The sequence below is a fragment of the Aeromonas sp. 25-248 genome, from assembly GCF_053005425.1.
In genome coordinates this window covers 72893-90362 of sequence record NZ_JBRKTB010000007.1, presented here as the reverse complement: position 1 = coordinate 90362, position 17470 = coordinate 72893, and the positions used below count along the sequence as shown (strand labels likewise).

The 17470-nt window shown below is 61.8% G+C and carries 17 protein-coding genes and 1 tRNA gene; 7 read left to right on the top strand and 11 right to left on the bottom strand.

The window, feature by feature from the left end; all coding sequences use genetic code 11:
* Positions 1–157 precede the first annotated feature (157 nt).
* From nirC to rraA, 4 genes are all read left to right on the top strand, one after another.
* Positions 158–970, top strand: a complete 813-nt coding sequence (nirC, locus tag ACVDHI_RS12105) for a nitrite transporter NirC (RefSeq protein WP_447212124.1) — start codon at positions 158–160, stop codon at positions 968–970.
* A 12-nt stretch (positions 971–982) separates the two neighbouring features.
* Entirely contained in the window at positions 983–2389 is a 1407-nt protein-coding gene (gene cysG / locus ACVDHI_RS12100) for a siroheme synthase CysG (RefSeq protein ID WP_447212123.1), read from the top strand.
* A 132-nt stretch (positions 2390–2521) separates the two neighbouring features.
* Positions 2522–3946, top strand: a complete 1425-nt coding sequence (gene mgtE, locus ACVDHI_RS12095) for a magnesium transporter (protein ID WP_324062674.1) — start codon at positions 2522–2524, stop codon at positions 3944–3946.
* Positions 3947–4100: 154 nt separating this feature from the next.
* Entirely contained in the window at positions 4101–4586 is a 486-nt protein-coding gene (gene rraA / locus ACVDHI_RS12090; RefSeq protein ID WP_010676045.1) for a ribonuclease E activity regulator RraA, read from the top strand.
* A gap of 270 nt (positions 4587–4856) precedes the next feature.
* On the opposite strand, the gene ACVDHI_RS12085 is transcribed toward rraA, so the two are convergent.
* From ACVDHI_RS12085 to ACVDHI_RS12075, 3 genes are all read right to left on the bottom strand, one after another.
* A complete protein-coding gene (locus ACVDHI_RS12085) occupies positions 4857–5531 on the bottom strand; it encodes a 7-cyano-7-deazaguanine/7-aminomethyl-7-deazaguanine transporter (RefSeq protein WP_010676046.1) in 675 nt (224 codons plus the stop codon).
* A 144-nt stretch (positions 5532–5675) separates the two neighbouring features.
* Positions 5676–5963 carry a DUF3630 family protein gene (locus tag ACVDHI_RS12080; RefSeq protein WP_447212122.1) on the bottom strand — a complete coding sequence of 96 codons (288 nt, stop codon included), beginning with the start codon at positions 5961–5963 and terminating at the stop codon, positions 5676–5678.
* A gap of 10 nt (positions 5964–5973) precedes the next feature.
* A complete protein-coding gene (locus ACVDHI_RS12075) occupies positions 5974–7401 on the bottom strand; it encodes a protein adenylyltransferase SelO (RefSeq protein WP_447212121.1) in 1428 nt (475 codons plus the stop codon).
* 104 nt (positions 7402–7505) lie between these two features.
* Between ACVDHI_RS12075 and ACVDHI_RS12070 the strand changes: the two genes are divergently transcribed.
* Entirely contained in the window at positions 7506–7808 is a 303-nt protein-coding gene (locus ACVDHI_RS12070; RefSeq protein ID WP_103260955.1) for a c-type cytochrome, read from the top strand.
* Positions 7809–7856: 48 nt separating this feature from the next.
* Here ACVDHI_RS12070 and recQ read toward each other — a convergent pair whose 3' ends face one another.
* A complete protein-coding gene (gene recQ, locus ACVDHI_RS12065; RefSeq protein ID WP_039039660.1) occupies positions 7857–9692 on the bottom strand; it encodes an ATP-dependent DNA helicase RecQ in 1836 nt (611 codons plus the stop codon).
* A 131-nt stretch (positions 9693–9823) separates the two neighbouring features.
* On the opposite strand from recQ, the gene ACVDHI_RS12060 reads away from it, so the two are divergent.
* Together ACVDHI_RS12060 and ACVDHI_RS12055 are read left to right on the top strand one after the other, a co-directional pair.
* Positions 9824–10288: a thioesterase family protein gene (locus ACVDHI_RS12060; protein WP_042864757.1), complete on the top strand. Its 465-nt coding sequence runs from the start codon at positions 9824–9826 to the stop codon at positions 10286–10288.
* A gap of 123 nt (positions 10289–10411) precedes the next feature.
* Positions 10412–10939 carry an AbiTii domain-containing protein gene (locus ACVDHI_RS12055; RefSeq protein WP_010676052.1) on the top strand — a complete coding sequence of 176 codons (528 nt, stop codon included), beginning with the start codon at positions 10412–10414 and terminating at the stop codon, positions 10937–10939.
* A 235-nt stretch (positions 10940–11174) separates the two neighbouring features.
* Here the strand turns inward: ACVDHI_RS12055 and ACVDHI_RS12050 are convergent.
* The 7 genes from ACVDHI_RS12050 to ACVDHI_RS12020 all read right to left on the bottom strand — a co-directional run bounded on the left by ACVDHI_RS12050 (position 11175) and on the right by ACVDHI_RS12020 (position 17438).
* Positions 11175–11251 (bottom strand) — tRNA-Pro (locus ACVDHI_RS12050).
* A gap of 140 nt (positions 11252–11391) precedes the next feature.
* Positions 11392–12117: an MOSC domain-containing protein gene (locus tag ACVDHI_RS12045; protein WP_104452120.1), complete on the bottom strand. Its 726-nt coding sequence runs from the start codon at positions 12115–12117 to the stop codon at positions 11392–11394.
* Positions 12118–12165: 48 nt separating this feature from the next.
* Positions 12166–13008 carry an ABC transporter permease subunit gene (locus tag ACVDHI_RS12040; RefSeq protein ID WP_010676054.1) on the bottom strand — a complete coding sequence of 281 codons (843 nt, stop codon included), beginning with the start codon at positions 13006–13008 and terminating at the stop codon, positions 12166–12168.
* Entirely contained in the window at positions 13005–13910 is a 906-nt protein-coding gene (locus ACVDHI_RS12035; RefSeq protein ID WP_010676055.1) for an ABC transporter permease subunit, read from the bottom strand. Before ACVDHI_RS12035 ends, ACVDHI_RS12040 begins: the two co-directional genes overlap by 4 nt.
* On the bottom strand, positions 13907–15061 hold the full coding sequence (potA, locus tag ACVDHI_RS12030; protein ID WP_010676056.1) for a polyamine ABC transporter ATP-binding protein: 1155 nt from the start codon (positions 15059–15061) through the stop codon (positions 13907–13909). The genes ACVDHI_RS12035 and potA overlap by 4 nt, the downstream gene beginning before the upstream one ends.
* Before the next feature lie 76 nt (positions 15062–15137).
* On the bottom strand, positions 15138–16217 hold the full coding sequence (locus ACVDHI_RS12025) for a polyamine ABC transporter substrate-binding protein (protein WP_205760354.1): 1080 nt from the start codon (positions 16215–16217) through the stop codon (positions 15138–15140).
* Between the two features lie 123 nt (positions 16218–16340).
* Positions 16341–17438: a polyamine ABC transporter substrate-binding protein gene (locus tag ACVDHI_RS12020; protein WP_041214238.1), complete on the bottom strand. Its 1098-nt coding sequence runs from the start codon at positions 17436–17438 to the stop codon at positions 16341–16343.
* Between the last annotated feature and the right edge of the window lie 32 nt (positions 17439–17470).

Genomic DNA, 17470 nt, shown 5'->3' with positions numbered 1-17470 from the left:
AGGTCTGGGTCGCCGTCTAACACCAGACCCCACCCCGGCCCTCCCCTTCACAGGTGAGGGAGCAAAAAGCCCCTCCCCCTGAACAAGGGGGAGGCTGGGAGGGGGTTGAAGAAACAGTCAGGGTTGCCCGCGGGCGGCCCTCTTGAAGGAAACAAAGATGTATACCGAAACCATCAACAAGTGCGCCGCCAACGCGGCCCGCATCAATCGCTTCGAGCGCAGCGACAAGCTCGGCTTCTGGCTCAGCTCGGCCATGGCGGGGGCCTATGTGGGCCTTGGCATCATCCTCATCTTCACTCTGGGCAACCTGGTGGATCCCGCCATCCGTCCGCTGGTGATGGGGGCCACCTTCGGCATCGCCCTGACCCTGGTGATCATCGCCGGCTCCGAGCTGTTCACCGGCCACACCATGTTCCTCACCTTCGGGGTGAAGACGGGCAAGATCACCATGGCCGACCTGCTGCGTATCCTGCCGCAGACCTGGGCCGGCAACCTGATTGGCTCCATTGTGGTGGCGCTCATCTACTCCTACGGCGGCAGCCTGCTACCGGACGCAGGCAGTCTGGCCCACAAGGTGGCGCTGGCCAAGACCCAGGCACCTGCCTTGACCCTGTTCATGAAGGGCGTGCTGTGCAACTGGCTGGTCTGCCTCGCCATCTGGATGGCGCTGCGCACCGAAGGGGTCGCCAAGTTCATCGCCATCTGGTGGTGCCTGCTGGCCTTCATCGCCTCCGGCTACGAGCACTCCATCGCCAACATGACCCTGTTCGCCCTCTCCTGGTTCGGTGCCCATTCCGAGGCCTACACCCTGGGCGGCATCGGCCACAACCTGCTGTGGGTGACCCTGGGCAACACCGTCTCCGGCGCCCTCTTCATGGGCCTCGGCTACTGGTATGCCACCCCCAAGGCTGAGCGCCCGGTCGCGGTGAGCGACGCCACCACCACTGCCAGCCAGACCCAAACCGCCTGATCCGGAGGCCCCATGGACTACTTGCCCATCTTTTGCCGACTCGACAACAAACCCGTGCTGCTGGTCGGCGGCGGCGAAGTGGCGGAGCGCAAGGCACGCCTGCTGCTGGATGCCGGTGCCCAGCTCACAGTGGTCGCCCCCGAGCTCGACCCCGAGCTGGCGGAACTGGCTGCCAACGGCAGCATCGAGTGGCTGGCCAGCGAATTCGCATCGGAACAACTGGCGGGCAAGTGGCTGGTGGTGGCCGCCACCGATCGGCGCGAGGTGAATGCGCTGGTCTACCAGAGCGCCAATCAAGCGCGGATCTTTGCCAACGTGGTGGATGACCCGAAACGCTCCAGCTTCATCATGCCATCGATCATCGATCGCTCACCGCTGATGGTGGCCATCTCCTCCGGCGGCAAGGCCCCGGTGCTGGCCCGCTTGCTGCGGGAAAAACTCGAGGCCCTGCTGCCCCAGCATCTGGGTGCCGTCGCGGCCTTCGCCGGCAGCCTGCGGGAGCGGGTCAAGGCCCGCTTCGCCAGCATGGGAGAACGGCGCCGCTTCTGGGAACGGTTGCACGGGGCGGATCGGCTCGGGCAGGCGCTGGCCCGCGGTGATAGTGCCTCTGCCAATCAGCTGGCCGACAATCTGTTTGCCGACGAAAGCCAGACCGCTGGCGAAGTGGTGCTGGTCGGTGCCGGCCCCGGCGATCCGGGTCTGCTCACCCTGCACGCCCTGCGCCAGATGCAGCAGGCGGACGTGGTGGTCTATGACCGGCTGGTCTCGGACGAGGTGATGGCGCTGGTGCGCCGCGACGCCAAACGCATCTTCGTCGGCAAGCAGGCGGGCAACCACTGCGTGCCCCAGGAGGGGATCAACCAGCTGTTGCTGGAGGAGGCTAAAAAAGGCCAGCGGGTGGTGCGGCTGAAGGGGGGTGACCCCTTCATCTTCGGCCGGGGCGGCGAGGAGCTGGAGAGGCTGGTCGGCAGCGGCGTGGGCTTTCAGGTGGTGCCGGGGATCACCGCGGCCAGCGGCTGCGCCGCCTACGCCGGCATTCCGCTCACTCACCGCGACCACGCCCAGAGCGTGCGCTTCGTCACCGCCCACGGCAAGGGGGGTGCCCGGGATCTCGACTGGCCGCTGCTGGCCAAAGATCGGCAAACGCTGGTCTTCTATATGGGGCTCTCCTCCTGCGCCACCATCCGTGAGCAGCTGCTGGCCCACGGCAAGGCAGGCGACACCCCGGTGGCGCTGATCGAGCGCGGCACCCAGCCCTGCCAGCGGGTCATTCGCGGTACCCTCGATGAGCTGCCCGCGCTGGCGGTGGGGGTCGAGAGCCCGGCCCTCATCATGGTGGGATCTGTGGTGACCCTGGCGGACCAGCTTGCCTGGTTCGGGCAAGGAGGCGCCACAGACGCGACCCTGGCTTCGGCCTGATCGCTGCATCCATTCCAACGCCACCCTCGGGTGGCGTTTCTTTTTCTGCATTTACTGTCATAACCTCTTGTTTTGAGTCTGGTATCCTATGGGGACTGTCCGCCGGATCACCGAATTCAGGAATTCTGCTTCATGTCCCTCCCCCCCAAGAACAGCGCCAAACAGCGTGAACACGACAGAGCTCGCATCCTCACGCTGCTGCTGGCTGATGATGCCCTCACCGAGAGCCTGCTCGACCCGCAAGGGGAGCAGGACGCAGCGCTTCGGGATCAGACCAGCGAGCTGACCCGGCTGGTCAACAGCCTGCCCGCCGCCGATATCGCCGATGCGCTGGAGTCCCTGCCGCCGGACGAGCGCCACGTGCTGTGGCAGCAAGTGGATGCAGACAAGCACGGCCAGATCCTGGTGGAAGCGTCGGAGACGGTGTGGGACAGCCTCATCAGCGGCATGAGCGACAAGGAGCTGCTGCACGCCCTGAGCACCCTCGACATCGACGACCAGATCTACCTGGGCCAGCACCTGCCCCGCAACCTGATGGGGCGGCTGCTCACCTCCATGGCGCCGGTGGACAGGGACAAGGTGAGGGAGGTGATCCGCTACGGCAAGCACACGGTCGGCGCCATGATGGACTTCGAGCTCATCACGGTGCGGCCCGACGTGACCCTGGCCACCGTCCAGCGCTATCTGCGCCTGCGCGGCCAGATCCCCGAGAACACCGACAAGCTGTTTGTCACCGATCGGCGCAACCGGCTGCAGGGGGAGCTACCCCTCACCGCCGTGCTGCTGCACAAGCCCGAGACCCTGGTGAGCGACGCGATGGAGAAGGATCCGGTCACCTTCGATCCGGAAGACAACGACGAGGCCGCCGCCCGCACCTTCGAGCGGGACGACCTGGTCTCCGCCGCCGTGGTGGATGCCAGGGGCAAGCTGATGGGCCGGCTCACCGTCGCCGAGGTGGTGGATCTGGTCTATGAAGAGAGCGACACCGACCTGCGCCGCATGGGGGGGATCAGCGAGGAAGAAGACGTGTTCGCCCCCGTCTCCAAGGCGGTCAAGACCCGCTGGGCCTGGCTCGCCATCAACCTCTGCACCGCCTTCGTGGCATCAAGGGTGATCGGCCTGTTCGAGCACACCATCTCCCAGCTGGTGGCGCTGGCGGCCCTGATGCCCATCGTCGCCGGCATCGGCGGCAACACCGGCAACCAGACCATCACCATGATAGTGCGGGCGCTGGCGCTGCAGCATATCCAGACCGGCAACGTCTCCTTCCTGCTGTGGCGCGAGCTGGGGGTGGCCCTGATCAACGGCCTGGTGTGGGGCGGCACCATGGGGGTGGCCACCTACATCCTCTATCAGGATGCGGCGCTGGGCGCGGTGATGACGCTCGCCATGATGCTCAACCTGCTGGTGGCGGCACTGATGGGGGTCATCATCCCCATGACCATGAGCCGGCTGGGGCGCGACCCGGCGGTGGGGGCCAGCGTGATGATCACCGCCATCACCGACACCGGCGGCTTCTTCATCTTCCTGGGGCTGGCGACCCTGTTCCTGCTCTAGGGCCCGAGGCTGACCGTCTGCGGCTCCTGCCATGACGCGGGGCCGCTTTCGCGCAAAAACGGCATTTCCCGCCACTGGGCAAGGAATAGTCGTTGAAATGCCAACCCCACTCCTTATACTGGATCCACCTGTTTCCAGCGGTGGATCTGACACAATGGAATACAACACTTCAGAACTGTGCGACATCTATCAGGACATGGTGGATGTACTCGAACCCATGCTCTGCTCCTTCGGCGGCCGCGCCTCTTTCGGCGGCGTCATCACCACAGTCAAATGCTTCGAATCAAACGGCCTAATCCGTGAACTCGTCAAAGAGAACGGCGTTGGTCGCGTGCTGTTGATCGACGGTGGCGGCTCCATGCGGCGTGCCCTGATCGATAGCGAGATCGCCACCACGGCGGCGGAAAATGAGTGGGAAGGGATCGTCTGCTACGGTTGCGTCCGTGAGGTCGATATCCTGGAAGATCTCGACATCGGCATTCAGGCCCTGGCGGCCATTCCGGTGGGCGCCGACAGCAAGGATATCGGGGAAACCGATCTGCCGGTCAACTTCGGCGGCGTCACCTTCCTGCCGGATGACCACCTCTATGCCGATACCACAGGGGTGATCCTCTCCCCCGATGCCCTCGACATCGAGTAAACAGCGCTGAGTGAAAATGGGAGCCCTGGCTCCCATTTTTTATGCCCGCTGATGGCGGAAAAGACGCAAAAAAGAGGGCCAGTAAACTACTGGCCCCTTAACTGGAAGCAATGTGAGCAATGTCGTGCCTTCACAAGAAGTCCATCACGTTGGAACGAATGAAGTCTTTCCCGGAAAACAAGGTAACAATAATCATTCTCATTTAACTGTGCAAGCCTTATTTGCGAAGATCGCAAAAAAATTGACCACCCCTGGGGGTGGTCAATCTCGTCAGGCTTGTCGCGTAGCAGCTTGCAGGCCAGCCAATCCGGCCTCCCCCACCAGCTTGCGGCTGAGATAGCGCAGCAGCACACCGTAAAGCGGCACAAACAACCCCAGACTTATCAGCAACTTGAATACGTAATCTACGGTCGCGATCTCGACCCAGTGCTCGGCCATGAAGGGATCTGTGCTGCGCCAGAAGGCGATGCTGAAGAAGGCGATGGTATCCACCAGATTGCCGAACAGGGTGGAGGCCGCCGGTGCCACCCACCAGGCTTTCAGCAGGCGCAGGCGGTTGAACACCACCACATCCATGAACTGGCCCACCAGATAGGCCATAAAGCTGGCTAACGCGATCCGGGCAACAAAGAGATTGAACTCTGCCAGATTGCCCACCCCCTGGAAGCTCCCTTCGAAGAAGAGCACCGAGAGCACGTAGGACACGGTCAATGCCGGCAGCATCACGGTCTGGATGATCTTGCGCGCCAGGCCTGCGCCGAAGATCCGCACCGTCAGATCGGTGGCCAGGAAAATGAACGGGAAGCTGAAGGCACCCCAGGTGGTGTGGAAGCCAAAGATGGTGATCGGCAGCTGCACCAGGTAGTTGCTGCTGGCAATGATCAGGATGTGGAACAATGAGAGACGCATCAGTGCCGTCTGGTACTGAGCCGGAGTCAGGTTCATATTGTGACCTTTTTGGTTAATGGGGTTAGGGAACCCATATCGCCACCATGGCGATAATCAAGGGGCGAGATTATACGCCCCCAAATTGATAGTTCAATCTTTATGCGGTTATCTCAAGGGATTGACTCGCATCGCACGCCAAGCTCACTCCCGGGACTGCCGAGCCAGCCAGAGCAGCGCCTCCGCGTCGTCCGGCTGTACCGCCGCCAGCCAGCAGCCGCTGTAATGTTCGTACTCGAGCCGAAAGCGGCTGCCTTCAAACTCCAGCAGCCAGCTGTGGCGATCCGCCCCCCACTCCCGCTCGAGAGCCGCCAGCTCCCACTCCTGCAACAGGGCCTCGACCAGAGTCGGGAAGCTGTCCCAGTCAAGGCCCGGGCAGGTCAGCATCACCACCCCGGCTTCCCTGTCTGTCTGCGTGATACGCCAGTTCATCCGTTGCTCCTCAACTGCTGCACGAGAGCTCGCCCCCGCAATACCAACCCGGATGCGGAGTGGCGAGATCCTCGTATTCCGGTTGCTCATCATAGGGGTGCTGCAGGGCCGCAAACAGCCGCTCGAACGGCGCCATGTCGCCCTGTTCTGCCGCCTCGATCACCTGCTGGGCCAGGGCGTTGCGGAGCACATACTTGGGATTGACAGCGTCCATCTGCCCCTTGCGCACGCCATCCACGCTCCCTTCCCGGGCGAGGCGCGCCCGATAGGCCTCAAACCACCCCTGCCAGACGGCAGGATCGGGCAGCAGGGCCAGCAGGCGGGCGGGCCACGCTCCCTCTCGCGTCACCTCACCGAGACGTCGCAGGAAGAGGTGGTAATCCACCTTGTGCGCCGCCAGCAGCCGGAACAACTCGCGGAACAGCGCCGGATCCTCCTCTTCCCACACCGCCAGCCCCAGCTTGGCGCGCATCAGCTCGGAGTAGTGCAACATCAGCTGGTGCTCGTACTGGGCCAGGGCCGACGCGAGCGCGTCGCCATCCACATGGCCGGCCAGCGCTTGGGCCAGCTTCTGCAGGTTCCAGTATCCGACCGCAGGCTGCTGATCCAGCGCATAGCGACCGTCCGGATCCGAGTGGTTGCAGACGAAGTCCGGCACATAGGCGTCGATGAAACCGTAGGGGCCGTAATCCAGGGTCAGCCCGAGCAGGGACATGTTATCGGTGTTCATCACCCCGTGACAGAACCCCGCCGCCTGCCACTTGGCGATGAGCCGCGCGGTGCGGCGCACTACTTCGGCAAACAGCTCGGCGCCATCGGTCAGCTCGGGGAAGTGGTAACGCCGCGCATAGTCGATGAGGGCGGGGATCTTCTCCCCCTGCCCGCTCCAGGCGAAATACTCGAAGTGACCGAAGCGCAGATGGCTCGGCGCGGTGCGCAGCACGGTCGCCCCGCTCTCCACCAGCTCCCGGTAGACAGGCTCGTCACTGCCCAGCAGCACCAGAGCCCGGGTGGTGGGAATGCCGAGGGCATGCAGCGCCTCGGAAGCCAGGTACTCGCGAATGCTGGAGCGCAGCACGGCACGGCCGTCGCCGAAGCGGGAGAATGGCGTCTTGCCTGCCCCTTTCAGGTGCAGGTCCCAGCGGCTGCCATCCGGCGCCAGCTGCTCCCCCAGCAGCAGGGCGCGGCCATCCCCGAGGCGCGGGCTGTAACCACCGAACTGGTGGCCCGCATAGACCTGGGCCACCGGCTGCATGCCCGGCAGGGGCTGCCCCTGGCCGCAACAGGCGAGCCACTGCGCCTCGCTCACCTCCCCGAGCCCCAGCTCCCCAAGCAGCGCACGGTTCAGATGCAGCAATCTGGGGCCATGCAGCGGCTGCGGGGCAACAGGCTCGCAAGCCCAGGGGAGTTCGGTGGCAAAAGTGTTGATCAACTTCATGGTGATGGGGGTTGTCCCTGCGTATGCTCGTGTCACTCTTTATACCGCCGTCGGCTCGTCGAGGCTAACAGGCGATCACGATTATTCATTTCAAGGAGAAGACGATGCAAAAGTGGGTCTATACCCTGCCCCTGCTGGCGCTTGCCTGGGGCCATCAGGCCAAGGCGGCCGACATAGACGCAGGCAAGGCCAAATCCGTGGTCTGTGCCGCCTGTCATGGCGCGGATGGCAAGGCGAGCGTCCCGAACTACCCCCACCTCGCGGGCCAGAACCAGGCCTATTTGCTCAAGCAGATGAAGGCGTTCAAGGGGGGTTCCCGTACCGAGCCGCTGATGGTTCCCTTCATGGCGATGCTGACCGAGGCGGACATGGAGAATCTGGCGGCCTATTACGCCAGCCTCAAATAATGCATGGCGCCGACCAACGGGCGCCTTTCCACTGTTTGTTGTGCCAGCCTACCGGCGGCAGTAGTCGATGATCAGGTCCATAAAGGCCTCACCGAAGCGCTCCAGCTTGCGGTGACCGACACCGTTGACCGCCAGCATTTCCTCCTCGGTCATCGGCATGAGCTGTGCCATCTCCACCAGGGTGGCGTCGTTGAACACCACATAGGGCGGCACCTCTTCATCCTCGGCGATCTGCTTGCGCAGGGCGCGCAGCTCCTTGAACAGCCGCTTGTCGTAGTTGGCGTTGTCGAGCAGCCCGTTGCGCTTCTCCTTGCGGCTGGAGATGGGCTGCAGGCGGGGGACTGCCAGTTCCAGCTTCATCTCGCCACGCAGCACGGGTCGGGCCGCTTCGGTCAGCTGCAACACCAGATTGCGGGTGATGTTCTGGGTCAGCAACCCCTTGTGGATCAGCTGGCGGATGACGCTCATCCAGTATTCGTGGCTCTGATCCTTGCCGATGCCGTAGGTCGACAGCTTGTCGTGACCGTGATCCTTGATGCGCTGGTTCAGCGATCCGCGCAGCACCTCCACCACATAACCCACCCCGAAATTCTGTCCCACCCGCCAGACACAGGAGAGCGCCTTCTGGGCGTCTTCGGTGCCGTCATAACTCTGGGGCGGATCGAGGCAGATGTCGCAGTTGCCGCACGGCTTGTCGTTGTACTCGCCGAAGTAGTTGAGCAGCACCTGACGGCGGCAGGTCTGCGCCTCGGCGAAGGCCGCCATCACGTTGAGCTTGTACTGCTCCACCTGCAACTGCTGGGGGTTTTCGATGTTGTCGAGCAGCCGGCGCACCCTACCGATGTCGGCGGGATCGTAGAGCAGCAGCGCCTCAGCGGGAGTGCCGTCACGCCCGGCGCGGCCGGTTTCCTGATAGTAGGATTCGATGTTCTTCGGGATGTCGTAGTGCACCACGAAGCGCACGTTGGGCTTGTCGATGCCCATGCCAAACGCCACCGTCGCCACCACGATCTCGATGTCATCCTTGAGGAAGGCTTCCTGGGTCTGCTGGCGCAGCTCCAGCGGCAGCCCTGCATGATAGGGTGCCGCCTTGCAGCCGTGGCGGGAGAGCCGCTCGGCCACCTCCTCCACCCGGTTGCGGCTGGAGCAGTAGACGATACCGCAGTTGCCCTTCTGGCTCTGCACGTAGCGCAGCAGCTGCTCGGCCGCCTTGAACTTTTCCACCAGGCTGTAGCGGATATTGGGCCGATCGAAGCTGGCGGTGTGGATGAAGGGATCGTTCAGTTCCAGCCGGTGCAGCATGTCGCTGCGGGTCGCCTCGTCGGCGGTGGCGGTGAGCGCCACCACGGGCACCTGGGGGAACCACTGCTTGAGCCGTCCCAGCGCCGCATATTCCGGCCGAAAATCGTGCCCCCACTGGGAGACGCAGTGCGCCTCGTCGATGGCGAACAGGCCGAGCGGCAGCTCCGCCAACCGGTCCATGAACTCGTGCTGCAGCAAACGCTCGGGGGAAACATAAACCAGCTTGATCTCGCCTCGGCGCATGGCGGCAAAGTTCTGGATCATCTCCTCCCGGCTCAGGGCCGAGTTGATGTAGACCGCCGCCACGCCGTTGGCACGCAGGGTGTCGACCTGATCCTTCATCAGCGAGATGAGGGGGGAGACCACCACCCCGAGCCCGGGTCGCAGCAGCGCCGGGATCTGGTAGCAAAGCGACTTGCCGCCGCCGGTGGGTTTGAGCACCAGGGCATCGCGCCCCGCCACTATCTGCTCGATGATCTCGAGCTGGCCCGGCCGAAACTGCTGATAGCCAAACACCGCCTGCAACAAGGCAAGGGGATTCTCTGGCTGAGGGTCAGGCAGGGTTTCGGCAATGACGGTCATGGGCTCTCCTTTGGGGTCGCCATTCTAAAGCAGCCGCCGCCCACAATAAACCTGCCATTGCGAGTGTTAAAGAAGTGTTGCAGACTGGCTGGAGTTTTTACTCGGCTTTGATGACAGGGCGGACTCAAGGAATGAAACAGATGCTCAAGAAGATGGCGCTCAGTGGCATAGCCAACCTGTTCGCCGAAAAGATGCCCTTCAACAAACTGATCGGCATGCAAGTCACCCACTACGACTTCGATAAAGTGGAGCTGCGCATCAAGATGGAGGAGAAGCTCATCGGCAACCCTTTTCACAACATACTGCACGGCGGGGTCACCGCCAGCCTGCTCGACGTGGCGGGCGGCATGATAGTCGCAGCCTCCTGCATCGACGAGTTGGAGGACTTCTCCCCCAGCTATATCAAGGAGCGCTTCTCGCGACTTGGCACCATCGATCTGCGGGTGGACTATCTTCGTCCCGGTCGCGGCAACGAGTTCATCGCCACCGCCCACATCATCCGGGCAGGCAGCAAGGTCGCAGTCGCCCGCATGGAGCTGCACAACGAAGAGGGCACCCACATCGCCTTCGGCACGGGCACCTACCTCGTCGGCTAATGGTTTTTATTGCATAAAAAGTGCGCTTCTAAGCTGATTTTAATCATTAGAATTCTTACCCCCTCCTCCGCTCAGGGTCCATACTGAAAGTCGGGATTCTGTGCAGAGGGAGGATTGCAGACGATGAGCGCGATACTGGCTACCCAACCATCCAGAGCCTTGCTGACACGACTTGAGGCCATGCGTGAAGAAGTGCAGACCCCAGAGTGCCGTCACTGGTTGGAGCAGGAGCTGGAGGGGTATTCTCTCTGTTCACCCCTGCCCTGGTATCGCATCATTGCCTGTCGGCAACGCGGTCACTTCCTGAATCTGAAGACGGGGAAATATCTGACTTGCCATATCGGCAGCCAAACGCTAAGCCAACGCGACCTGGCCCAAGTTCAGTTCATCTATGCCCGTGAACCCGCCGCCCACTATTTACTGCGTCACGATTCCCATATCGAGCCCTGGCCGGAATCACTGCTGGAAGCGTATCGAGAGCAGCTGATCCCTGGTCATCTCTGCCTGCAAGCCTGGCATGAGCCCGTGTCTTCGCTGCGTTCACAACTGATGGAGGGAATAGCACATTTCATTAGTGAGTACCCCAAGCATGCGGCCCTGCAAACCCAACACGGTTTCAAGGCATTGCGGCATCAACACTGGCATATCTGAATGAGCGCCTGGGGCGCAAGGAGGGCACCATCGACAAGACCCACAACGAGATTGTCACAATCTAGAGTGCCGGAGTCAGGATCAGACTCCACCAGTGGGGCCACCGAGCGGTGGCCCTTTTAGTTGGGCAAATGAGGGGGATCGGAGCAGGAGCAGCAATCGGCAATGGAAATGTCAGCTTTGCTTCAACAGACCAAATGCGAAAAGGCCGCTCATTGAGCGGCCTTTTCAAATGTGGTCGGTGTGAGAGGATTCGAACCTCCGACCCCTTCGTCCCGAACGAAGTGCGCTACCAAGCTGCGCTACACACCGATGTCTGCGGGGCGAGAATTTACCGAAAGCCCCGACCCGACACAAGCCTTTTTTTGCATTCACTCTAAAAAAATGGCTTTACGCTCAATAATTCAGCGAGTCGCAGCAAAAATCGCCACAAGGCATCTTTCCGCCTGCCTTCAGTCCTGTCGAGGCAACCTGAACTCGGTCGGCCCCAGCAAACGCCGGCTCCAATCCGCCACCACTCCATGTTCCAGCCAATGGGCCGCATGCTGGCGCCAGTTGGGAGAGAGCGCCGGGTTCTCCAGCAGCAGTTGCAGCTCTTCCTCGTTGCGGGCCTGGTTGAACAGGATGTCGGCGGTGCGCTTCACCGTCAGCTCAGGGTAGGGTCTGTCCACCAGTGTCAGCTCCCCCTGCGGATCCACCCTTCCCTCTTCCAGCACCCGCAGCAGCCAGCCACAGCGGCCACTCAGCTGCATCACCTGGGAGAGCTGGCCATAGCCAAAGCGCTGGTTGAGCTTGAAACAGGGGGATCTGGGCTGGCTTATCTGGATCAGCGCCTCCCCAAGTCGATAGACATCGCCGATGCAGGCCTGCGCCTCCGTCAGCCCCGAACCAGAGAGATTCTCGCCAAAGGCGGCAGGCTGCCAGGGTGTGCGTGGTACAGGCAGTCCCAGCGCGGTTTGCCAGGTTTTCCACCAGGCGTAGTGCTCCGCAGGGTAATGGTGCAGGGCTCGATCCGGGCCGCCATGATGGCGTCTGTCGCTCTGCTCATCCCCGCGAAGGCCGAGGAAATCGCACCACAGAGGGGCGTCGGCAGGCTGCTTGTGGATGGCACTGATGAGGCCGGGGGCCTGCTCTGGGTTCAGTTCGGCGCTCTGGCCGATGAAGAGGGAGATCCGCATTCCATTCTCCTGACGGATGGGGGAATGCGGATCTTATCACGGGGCAGGTCAGGCAACTGCCTGCATCTGGGTGGTCATGGCGATCTCGGCGCGACGGCGTTTCTCCGCCCGGGCCATCAGATACCAGCTACCGAAGGTGAACAGAGATACCGACAGCAGGATCAGACTCGCGATGGCGTTGATCTCGGGCTTCACGCCGAGGCGCACCGCCGAGAACACTTCCATCGGCAGGGTGGTCGAGCCCGGGCCGGAGACGAAGCTCGCCAGCACCAGATCATCCAGCGACAGGGCAAACGACATCATGCCACCCGCCGCCAGCGACGGGGCGATCATCGGGATGGTGATCAGGAAGAACACCTTCCAGGGCTTGGCTCCCAGGTCCATGGCCGCCTCCTCGATGGAGAGATCCAGCTCCCGCAGCCGCGCCGACACCACGATCGCCACATAGGCGGTACAGAAGGTGGTATGTGCTATCCAGATGGTCAGCATGCCCCGCTCTGCGGGCCAACCCACCAGCTGGGCCATGGCCACGAACAGCAGCAGCAGGGAAAGACCGGTGATCACCTCGGGCATCACCAGCGGCGCCGTCACCATGCCGCCGAACAGGGTCCGGCCACGGAAGTGAGGGATCCGGGTCAGCACGAAGGCCGCCACCGTCCCCAGCGCCACCGCCGCGATGGCGGTGTAGAAGGCGATCTCCAGGGAGCGGAACACGGACCCGATCAACTGTTTGTTGTCGAGCAGGCCGAAGTACCACTTGAGCGACCAGCCTCCCCACACCGTCACCAGCTTGGAGGCGTTGAAGGAGTAGATGACCATGATGATCATGGGCAGGTAGATGAACAGCAGACCCAGCCACAGCATCAGCTTGGCAAAACCGAAACGTCTCATGCCTTGCCCTCCAGCTCTTTGGCCTGGTTGCGGTTGAACAGGATGATGGGAATGATCAGCACCGCCAGCATCACCACCGCCAGGGCGGAGGCCACCGGCCAGTCACGGTTGTTGAAGAACTCCTGCCACAACACCTTGCCGATCATCAGGGTCTCCGGACCACCCAGCATCTCGGGGATGACGAACTCGCCCACCACCGGGATGAAGACCAGCATGCAACCGGCGATGATGCCGTTCTTGGAGAGTGGCACCGTGATCTGCCAGAACCGGGTCAGGTTGCGGGCACCCAGATCGGAGGCTGCCTCCAGCAGGCTCTGGTCGTGCTTGACCAGGTTGGCATAGAGCGGCAGCACCATGAACGGCAGGTAGGAGTATACGATGCCGATATAGACCGCCAGGTTGGTATTGAGGATCTGCAGCGGTTCGTCGATCACCCCGATGCCCAGCAGGACGCTGTTGAGCAGGCCGTTGTTGCTGAGGATCCCCATCCAGGCGTATACCCGGATCAGGATCGCCGTCCAGGTCGGCATCATGATGAGCAGCAGCAGAACGGTCTGGGTCTCCTTGTTGGCCCGCGAAATGGCGTAAGCCATGGGATAACCGATCAACAGGCAGAGCAGGGTACTGACCAGGGCTATCTTGAGGGACCCCAGATAAGCCGCGATGTAGAGCTCATCCTCCTGCAGCAGCAGGTAGTTGCCCAGGTTGAGCAGTATGGTGAGCTGATTGTCTGCCCAGCTCACCACGTCCGTATAGGGGGGGATGGCCACGTCCGCTTCGGCGAAGCTGATCTTCACGACGATGATGAAGGGCAGCAGGAAGAAGAGGAACAGCCAGAAGAAGGGGATGCCGATGACCAACTGCCGCCCTCCCACCTGTTTGAGTCGTCTCAATGCCTTCATGATTGCAGCACCACGCCGCTGTCATCTTCCCAGTAGAGGAACACCTGGTCATCCCAGGTCGGCCGTTTGCCGTGGCGTTCGGCATTGGCGATGAAAGCCTGAACGATTTTGCCCGAGGGCAACTGGATGTGATACACGGAATGGCCGCCCAGATAGGCGATGTCATAAACCTCGCCCTTGGTCCAGTTGAAGTCCGGATGCTCGATCTCTTCCGGCTTTTGCAGGCTCATCAGCAGTTTTTCCGGACGCAGGGCATAGGTGACCTTCTTGTTCTCCGCCCGGGAGCTGATGCCGTGACCCACATAGATGGGCTGCTCCAGATCCGCACAGGCGATGATGGCGTGGTCCTGCTCATCCTCCACCAGCAGGCCGTCAAACAGGTTGACGTTGCCGATGAACTCGCACACCAGCCGGCTGGCCGGGGTTTCGTAGATGTCCATCGGGCTGCCGATCTGCTCGATGCAACCGAGGTGCATGATGGCGATCCGCTCGGCCATGGTCATGGCTTCTTCCTGATCGTGGGTCACCATGACGCAGGTCACGCCGACCCGCTCGATGATCTCGACCAGCTCGAGCTGCATGGTGGAGCGCAGCTTCTTGTCGAGCGCCCCCATGGGCTCGTCCAGCAGCAGCAGTTTCGGACGCTTGGCTAGGGAACGGGCCAGGGCCACCCGCTGACGCTGACCACCGGAGAGCTGGTGCGGCTTGCGGCGGGCGTACTGGGTCATCTGCACCAGCTTGAGCATCTCTTCCACCCGGGCATCAATCTCCGCCTTGGGCAGGCCATCCTGCTTGAGGCCGAAGGCGATGTTCTGGGCCACCGTCATGTGGGGGAACAGGGCGTAGGACTGGAACATCATGTTGATGGGGCGTTCATAGGGCGGCATGTCGGTAATGTCGACGCCGTCGAGGAACAGCCGTCCTTCCGTGGGTCGCTCGAACCCGGCCAGCATCCGCAACAAGGTGGACTTGCCGGAGCCGGACCCACCCAGCAGGGCGAAGATCTCGCCCTTGTGGATGTTGAGAGACACGTTGTCGACCGCCAGCGTTTCGTCGAACTGCTTGCTTACCCTGTCTATTTTGACCAGCACTTCTTTACGCTGCTGGCTGCCCTCGAGGGCTTTCTTGTAGGCACTGGAGGCTATCGCCATTACCAAACTCCCAAAGGTGATTCCGGCCTGGGCCGATCCATCAATACAATCTGGCGCCCCGGGATGGGCGCCAAGGTTAGGTTCCGGATTTGATCTTGGTCCAACTCCGGGTGATCAGGCGCTGCACCGAGCGGGGATGTGCTTCCTGCACATACAGACGCTCAAGCACCGCCTGGGGGGGATAGACAGACTCGTCCTCGCGAACGGCCTTGTCCATGAACTCTCCCGCCTTGATGTTCGGGTTCGCGTAACCCACATAGTCGCTCACCTTGGCGATGACCTGCGGTTCGAGAATGTAGTTGATCAGGGCGTGAGCCTCTTTCACGTTGGTGGCATCGGCCGGGATCGCCATCATGTCGAACCAGAGATTGCCACCCTCCTTGGGGATGCTGTAGGCAATCTTGATCCCCTTGCCCGCCTCCTCGGCCCGGGATGCCGCCTGCAGGATGTCGCCGGAGAAACCCGCCGCCACGCAGATGTTGCCGTTGGCGAGGTCACCGATGTATTTGGAGGAGTGGAAGTAGGCCACATAGGGGCGCACCTTGAGCAGCTGCTCTTCGGCCCGCTTGATGTCCGCCGGCTCATGGCTGTTGGGGTTGAGCCCCAGGTAGTTGAGGGCAGCCGGGATCATCTCGTCCGCCGAATCGAGGAAGGCTACGCCGCACTGGGAGAGCTTCTTCATGTTTTCCGGCTCGAAAATGGTCGCCCAGGAGTCAATCTTGTCGACACCCAGCACTTCCTTGATTTTCTCGACGTTGTAACCGATACCGTTGGTGCCCCAGAGGTAGGGCACGGCGTACTGATGGCCCGGATCCACCTTCTCGAGCTGCTTGAGCAGCAAGGGGTCCAGGTTGCTCAGGTTTGGCAGCAGGGTGAGGTCCAGCTTCTGGAAAGCCCCCGCCTTGATCTGCTTGGCCAGGAAATTGTTGGAGGGCACGACCAGATCGTAGCCGGTGCGTCCGGTCAGCAGCTTGCCTTCCAGCGTCTCGTTGGAGTCAAACACGTCGTAGACGGTCTTGATCCCGGTCTTCTGCTGAAAGTCACTGAGGGTGGTCTCGCCGATATAATCGGACCAGTTGTAAAAATGAACCACAGGGGCTGCCTGGGTCAGATTTGCAAACCCCAGGGTCAGGGCCAGCGTTGCCATCTTGGTCATGTGCACTTATCAGTCCTCATTTGTGTGATTTTGCCAGTCGCGCATCCATACGCGCCGTCCAACCTGTCGGGTGGTCACCACCCTCCCGGCCGAACTGCGGACCGGGAGGGGTACTCGTCACTCTTACTTGCCTGACTTGATCTTGGTCCAGCTGCGGGTCATCAGACGCTGCACCTTGGCCGGCAGATCCGGGAAGGTGTAGATCTTCTTGAGGGTATCCGGCGTCGGGTAGATACCCGGGTCGGTACGGATCGCCTCGTCCACCAGCGGCGTGGCCGCCTTGTTGCCGTTCGGGAACTGCACCACGTTGGTGATGTTCGCGATCACGTCCGGCTTCATCAGGTAATTGATGAAGGTGTGGGCCGCCTCGACGTTCTTGGCATCCGCCGGGATGGCGATCATGTCGAAGAAGCTGCCTGCCCCCTCTTTCGGAATGGTGTAAGTCAGGCTGACACCGTTCTTGGCCTCGGCGGCACGCGCCTTGGACTGCTGCAGGTCACCGGAGTAACCCACTGCCACGCACAGGTTGCCGTTGGCCAGATCCGAAATGTACTTGGAGGAGTGGAAATAGGCGGTATAGGGACGGATGGAGAGGAACAGCTCCTCTGCCTTCTTCAGTTCATCCGGCTTCTGGCTGTCCGGCTTGAAGCCCAGGTATTGCAGGGCGGCCGGTAGCATTTCGGTCGGCGAGTCGAGGAAGGAGACACCGCACTCCTTCAGCTTGGCCATGTTCTCCGGCTTGAACACCAGATCCCAGGAGTTGACCGGCGCATCGGCCCCCAGCACGGCCTTCACCTTCTCGGCGTTGTAGGCATAGCCGATGGTGCCCCACAGGTAAGGGATGGAGTACTGGTTGCCCGGATCGCTCGGTTCGAGCGCCTTGAGCAGGTCGACGTCCAGGTTCTGCCAGTTGGAGAGTTTGGACTTGTCCAGTTTCTGGAAGACACCTGCCTTGATCTGCTTGGCCAGGAAGGGGTTGGACGGTACGACGATGTCATAGCCCGACTTGCCTGCCAGCAACTTGGCTTCCAACACTTCGTTGCTGTCGAACACGTCGTAGACCACCTTGATGCCCGTCTCCTTCTGGAAGTTTTCCAGCGTATCCGGCGCGATATAGTCGCTCCAGTTGTAGACGTGCAGCACCTTCTCGTCGGCCATCGCCCCGGTACTCATCATGACCAGCGCCACGGAAGCAGCCATCATTCCCTTTTTAAAAGACATAGTCCTTGTCTCCTAAGCAAATTGTATGCGTA

Bases quoted from the DNA above. Each gene is read 5' to 3' on its own strand.
- recQ (WP_039039660.1), bottom strand. From the start codon at position 9,692: ATGACCGTCATTGCCGAAACCCTGCCTGACCCTCAGCCAGAGAATCCC.
- ACVDHI_RS12040 (WP_010676054.1), bottom strand. From the start codon at position 13,008: ATGAGACGTTTCGGTTTTGCCAAGCTGATGCTGTGGCTGGGTCTGCTG.
- ACVDHI_RS12085 (WP_010676046.1), bottom strand. From the start codon at position 5,531: ATGAACCTGACTCCGGCTCAGTACCAGACGGCACTGATGCGTCTCTCA.
- ACVDHI_RS12060 (WP_042864757.1), top strand. From the start codon at position 9,824: ATGAAACAGATGCTCAAGAAGATGGCGCTCAGTGGCATAGCCAACCTG.
- ACVDHI_RS12045 (WP_104452120.1), bottom strand. From the start codon at position 12,117: ATGCGGATCTCCCTCTTCATCGGCCAGAGCGCCGAACTGAACCCAGAG.
- potA (WP_010676056.1), bottom strand. From the start codon at position 15,061: ATGGCGATAGCCTCCAGTGCCTACAAGAAAGCCCTCGAGGGCAGCCAG.
- mgtE (WP_324062674.1), top strand. From the start codon at position 2,522: ATGTCCCTCCCCCCCAAGAACAGCGCCAAACAGCGTGAACACGACAGA.
- cysG (WP_447212123.1), top strand. From the start codon at position 983: ATGGACTACTTGCCCATCTTTTGCCGACTCGACAACAAACCCGTGCTG.
- ACVDHI_RS12080 (WP_447212122.1), bottom strand. From the start codon at position 5,963: ATGAACTGGCGTATCACGCAGACAGACAGGGAAGCCGGGGTGGTGATG.
- ACVDHI_RS12020 (WP_041214238.1), bottom strand. From the start codon at position 17,438: ATGTCTTTTAAAAAGGGAATGATGGCTGCTTCCGTGGCGCTGGTCATG.
- ACVDHI_RS12070 (WP_103260955.1), top strand. From the start codon at position 7,506: ATGCAAAAGTGGGTCTATACCCTGCCCCTGCTGGCGCTTGCCTGGGGC.
- nirC (WP_447212124.1), top strand. From the start codon at position 158: ATGTATACCGAAACCATCAACAAGTGCGCCGCCAACGCGGCCCGCATC.
- rraA (WP_010676045.1), top strand. From the start codon at position 4,101: ATGGAATACAACACTTCAGAACTGTGCGACATCTATCAGGACATGGTG.
- ACVDHI_RS12075 (WP_447212121.1), bottom strand. From the start codon at position 7,401: ATGAAGTTGATCAACACTTTTGCCACCGAACTCCCCTGGGCTTGCGAG.
- ACVDHI_RS12025 (WP_205760354.1), bottom strand. From the start codon at position 16,217: ATGACCAAGATGGCAACGCTGGCCCTGACCCTGGGGTTTGCAAATCTG.
- ACVDHI_RS12035 (WP_010676055.1), bottom strand. From the start codon at position 13,910: ATGAAGGCATTGAGACGACTCAAACAGGTGGGAGGGCGGCAGTTGGTC.
- ACVDHI_RS12055 (WP_010676052.1), top strand. From the start codon at position 10,412: ATGAGCGCGATACTGGCTACCCAACCATCCAGAGCCTTGCTGACACGA.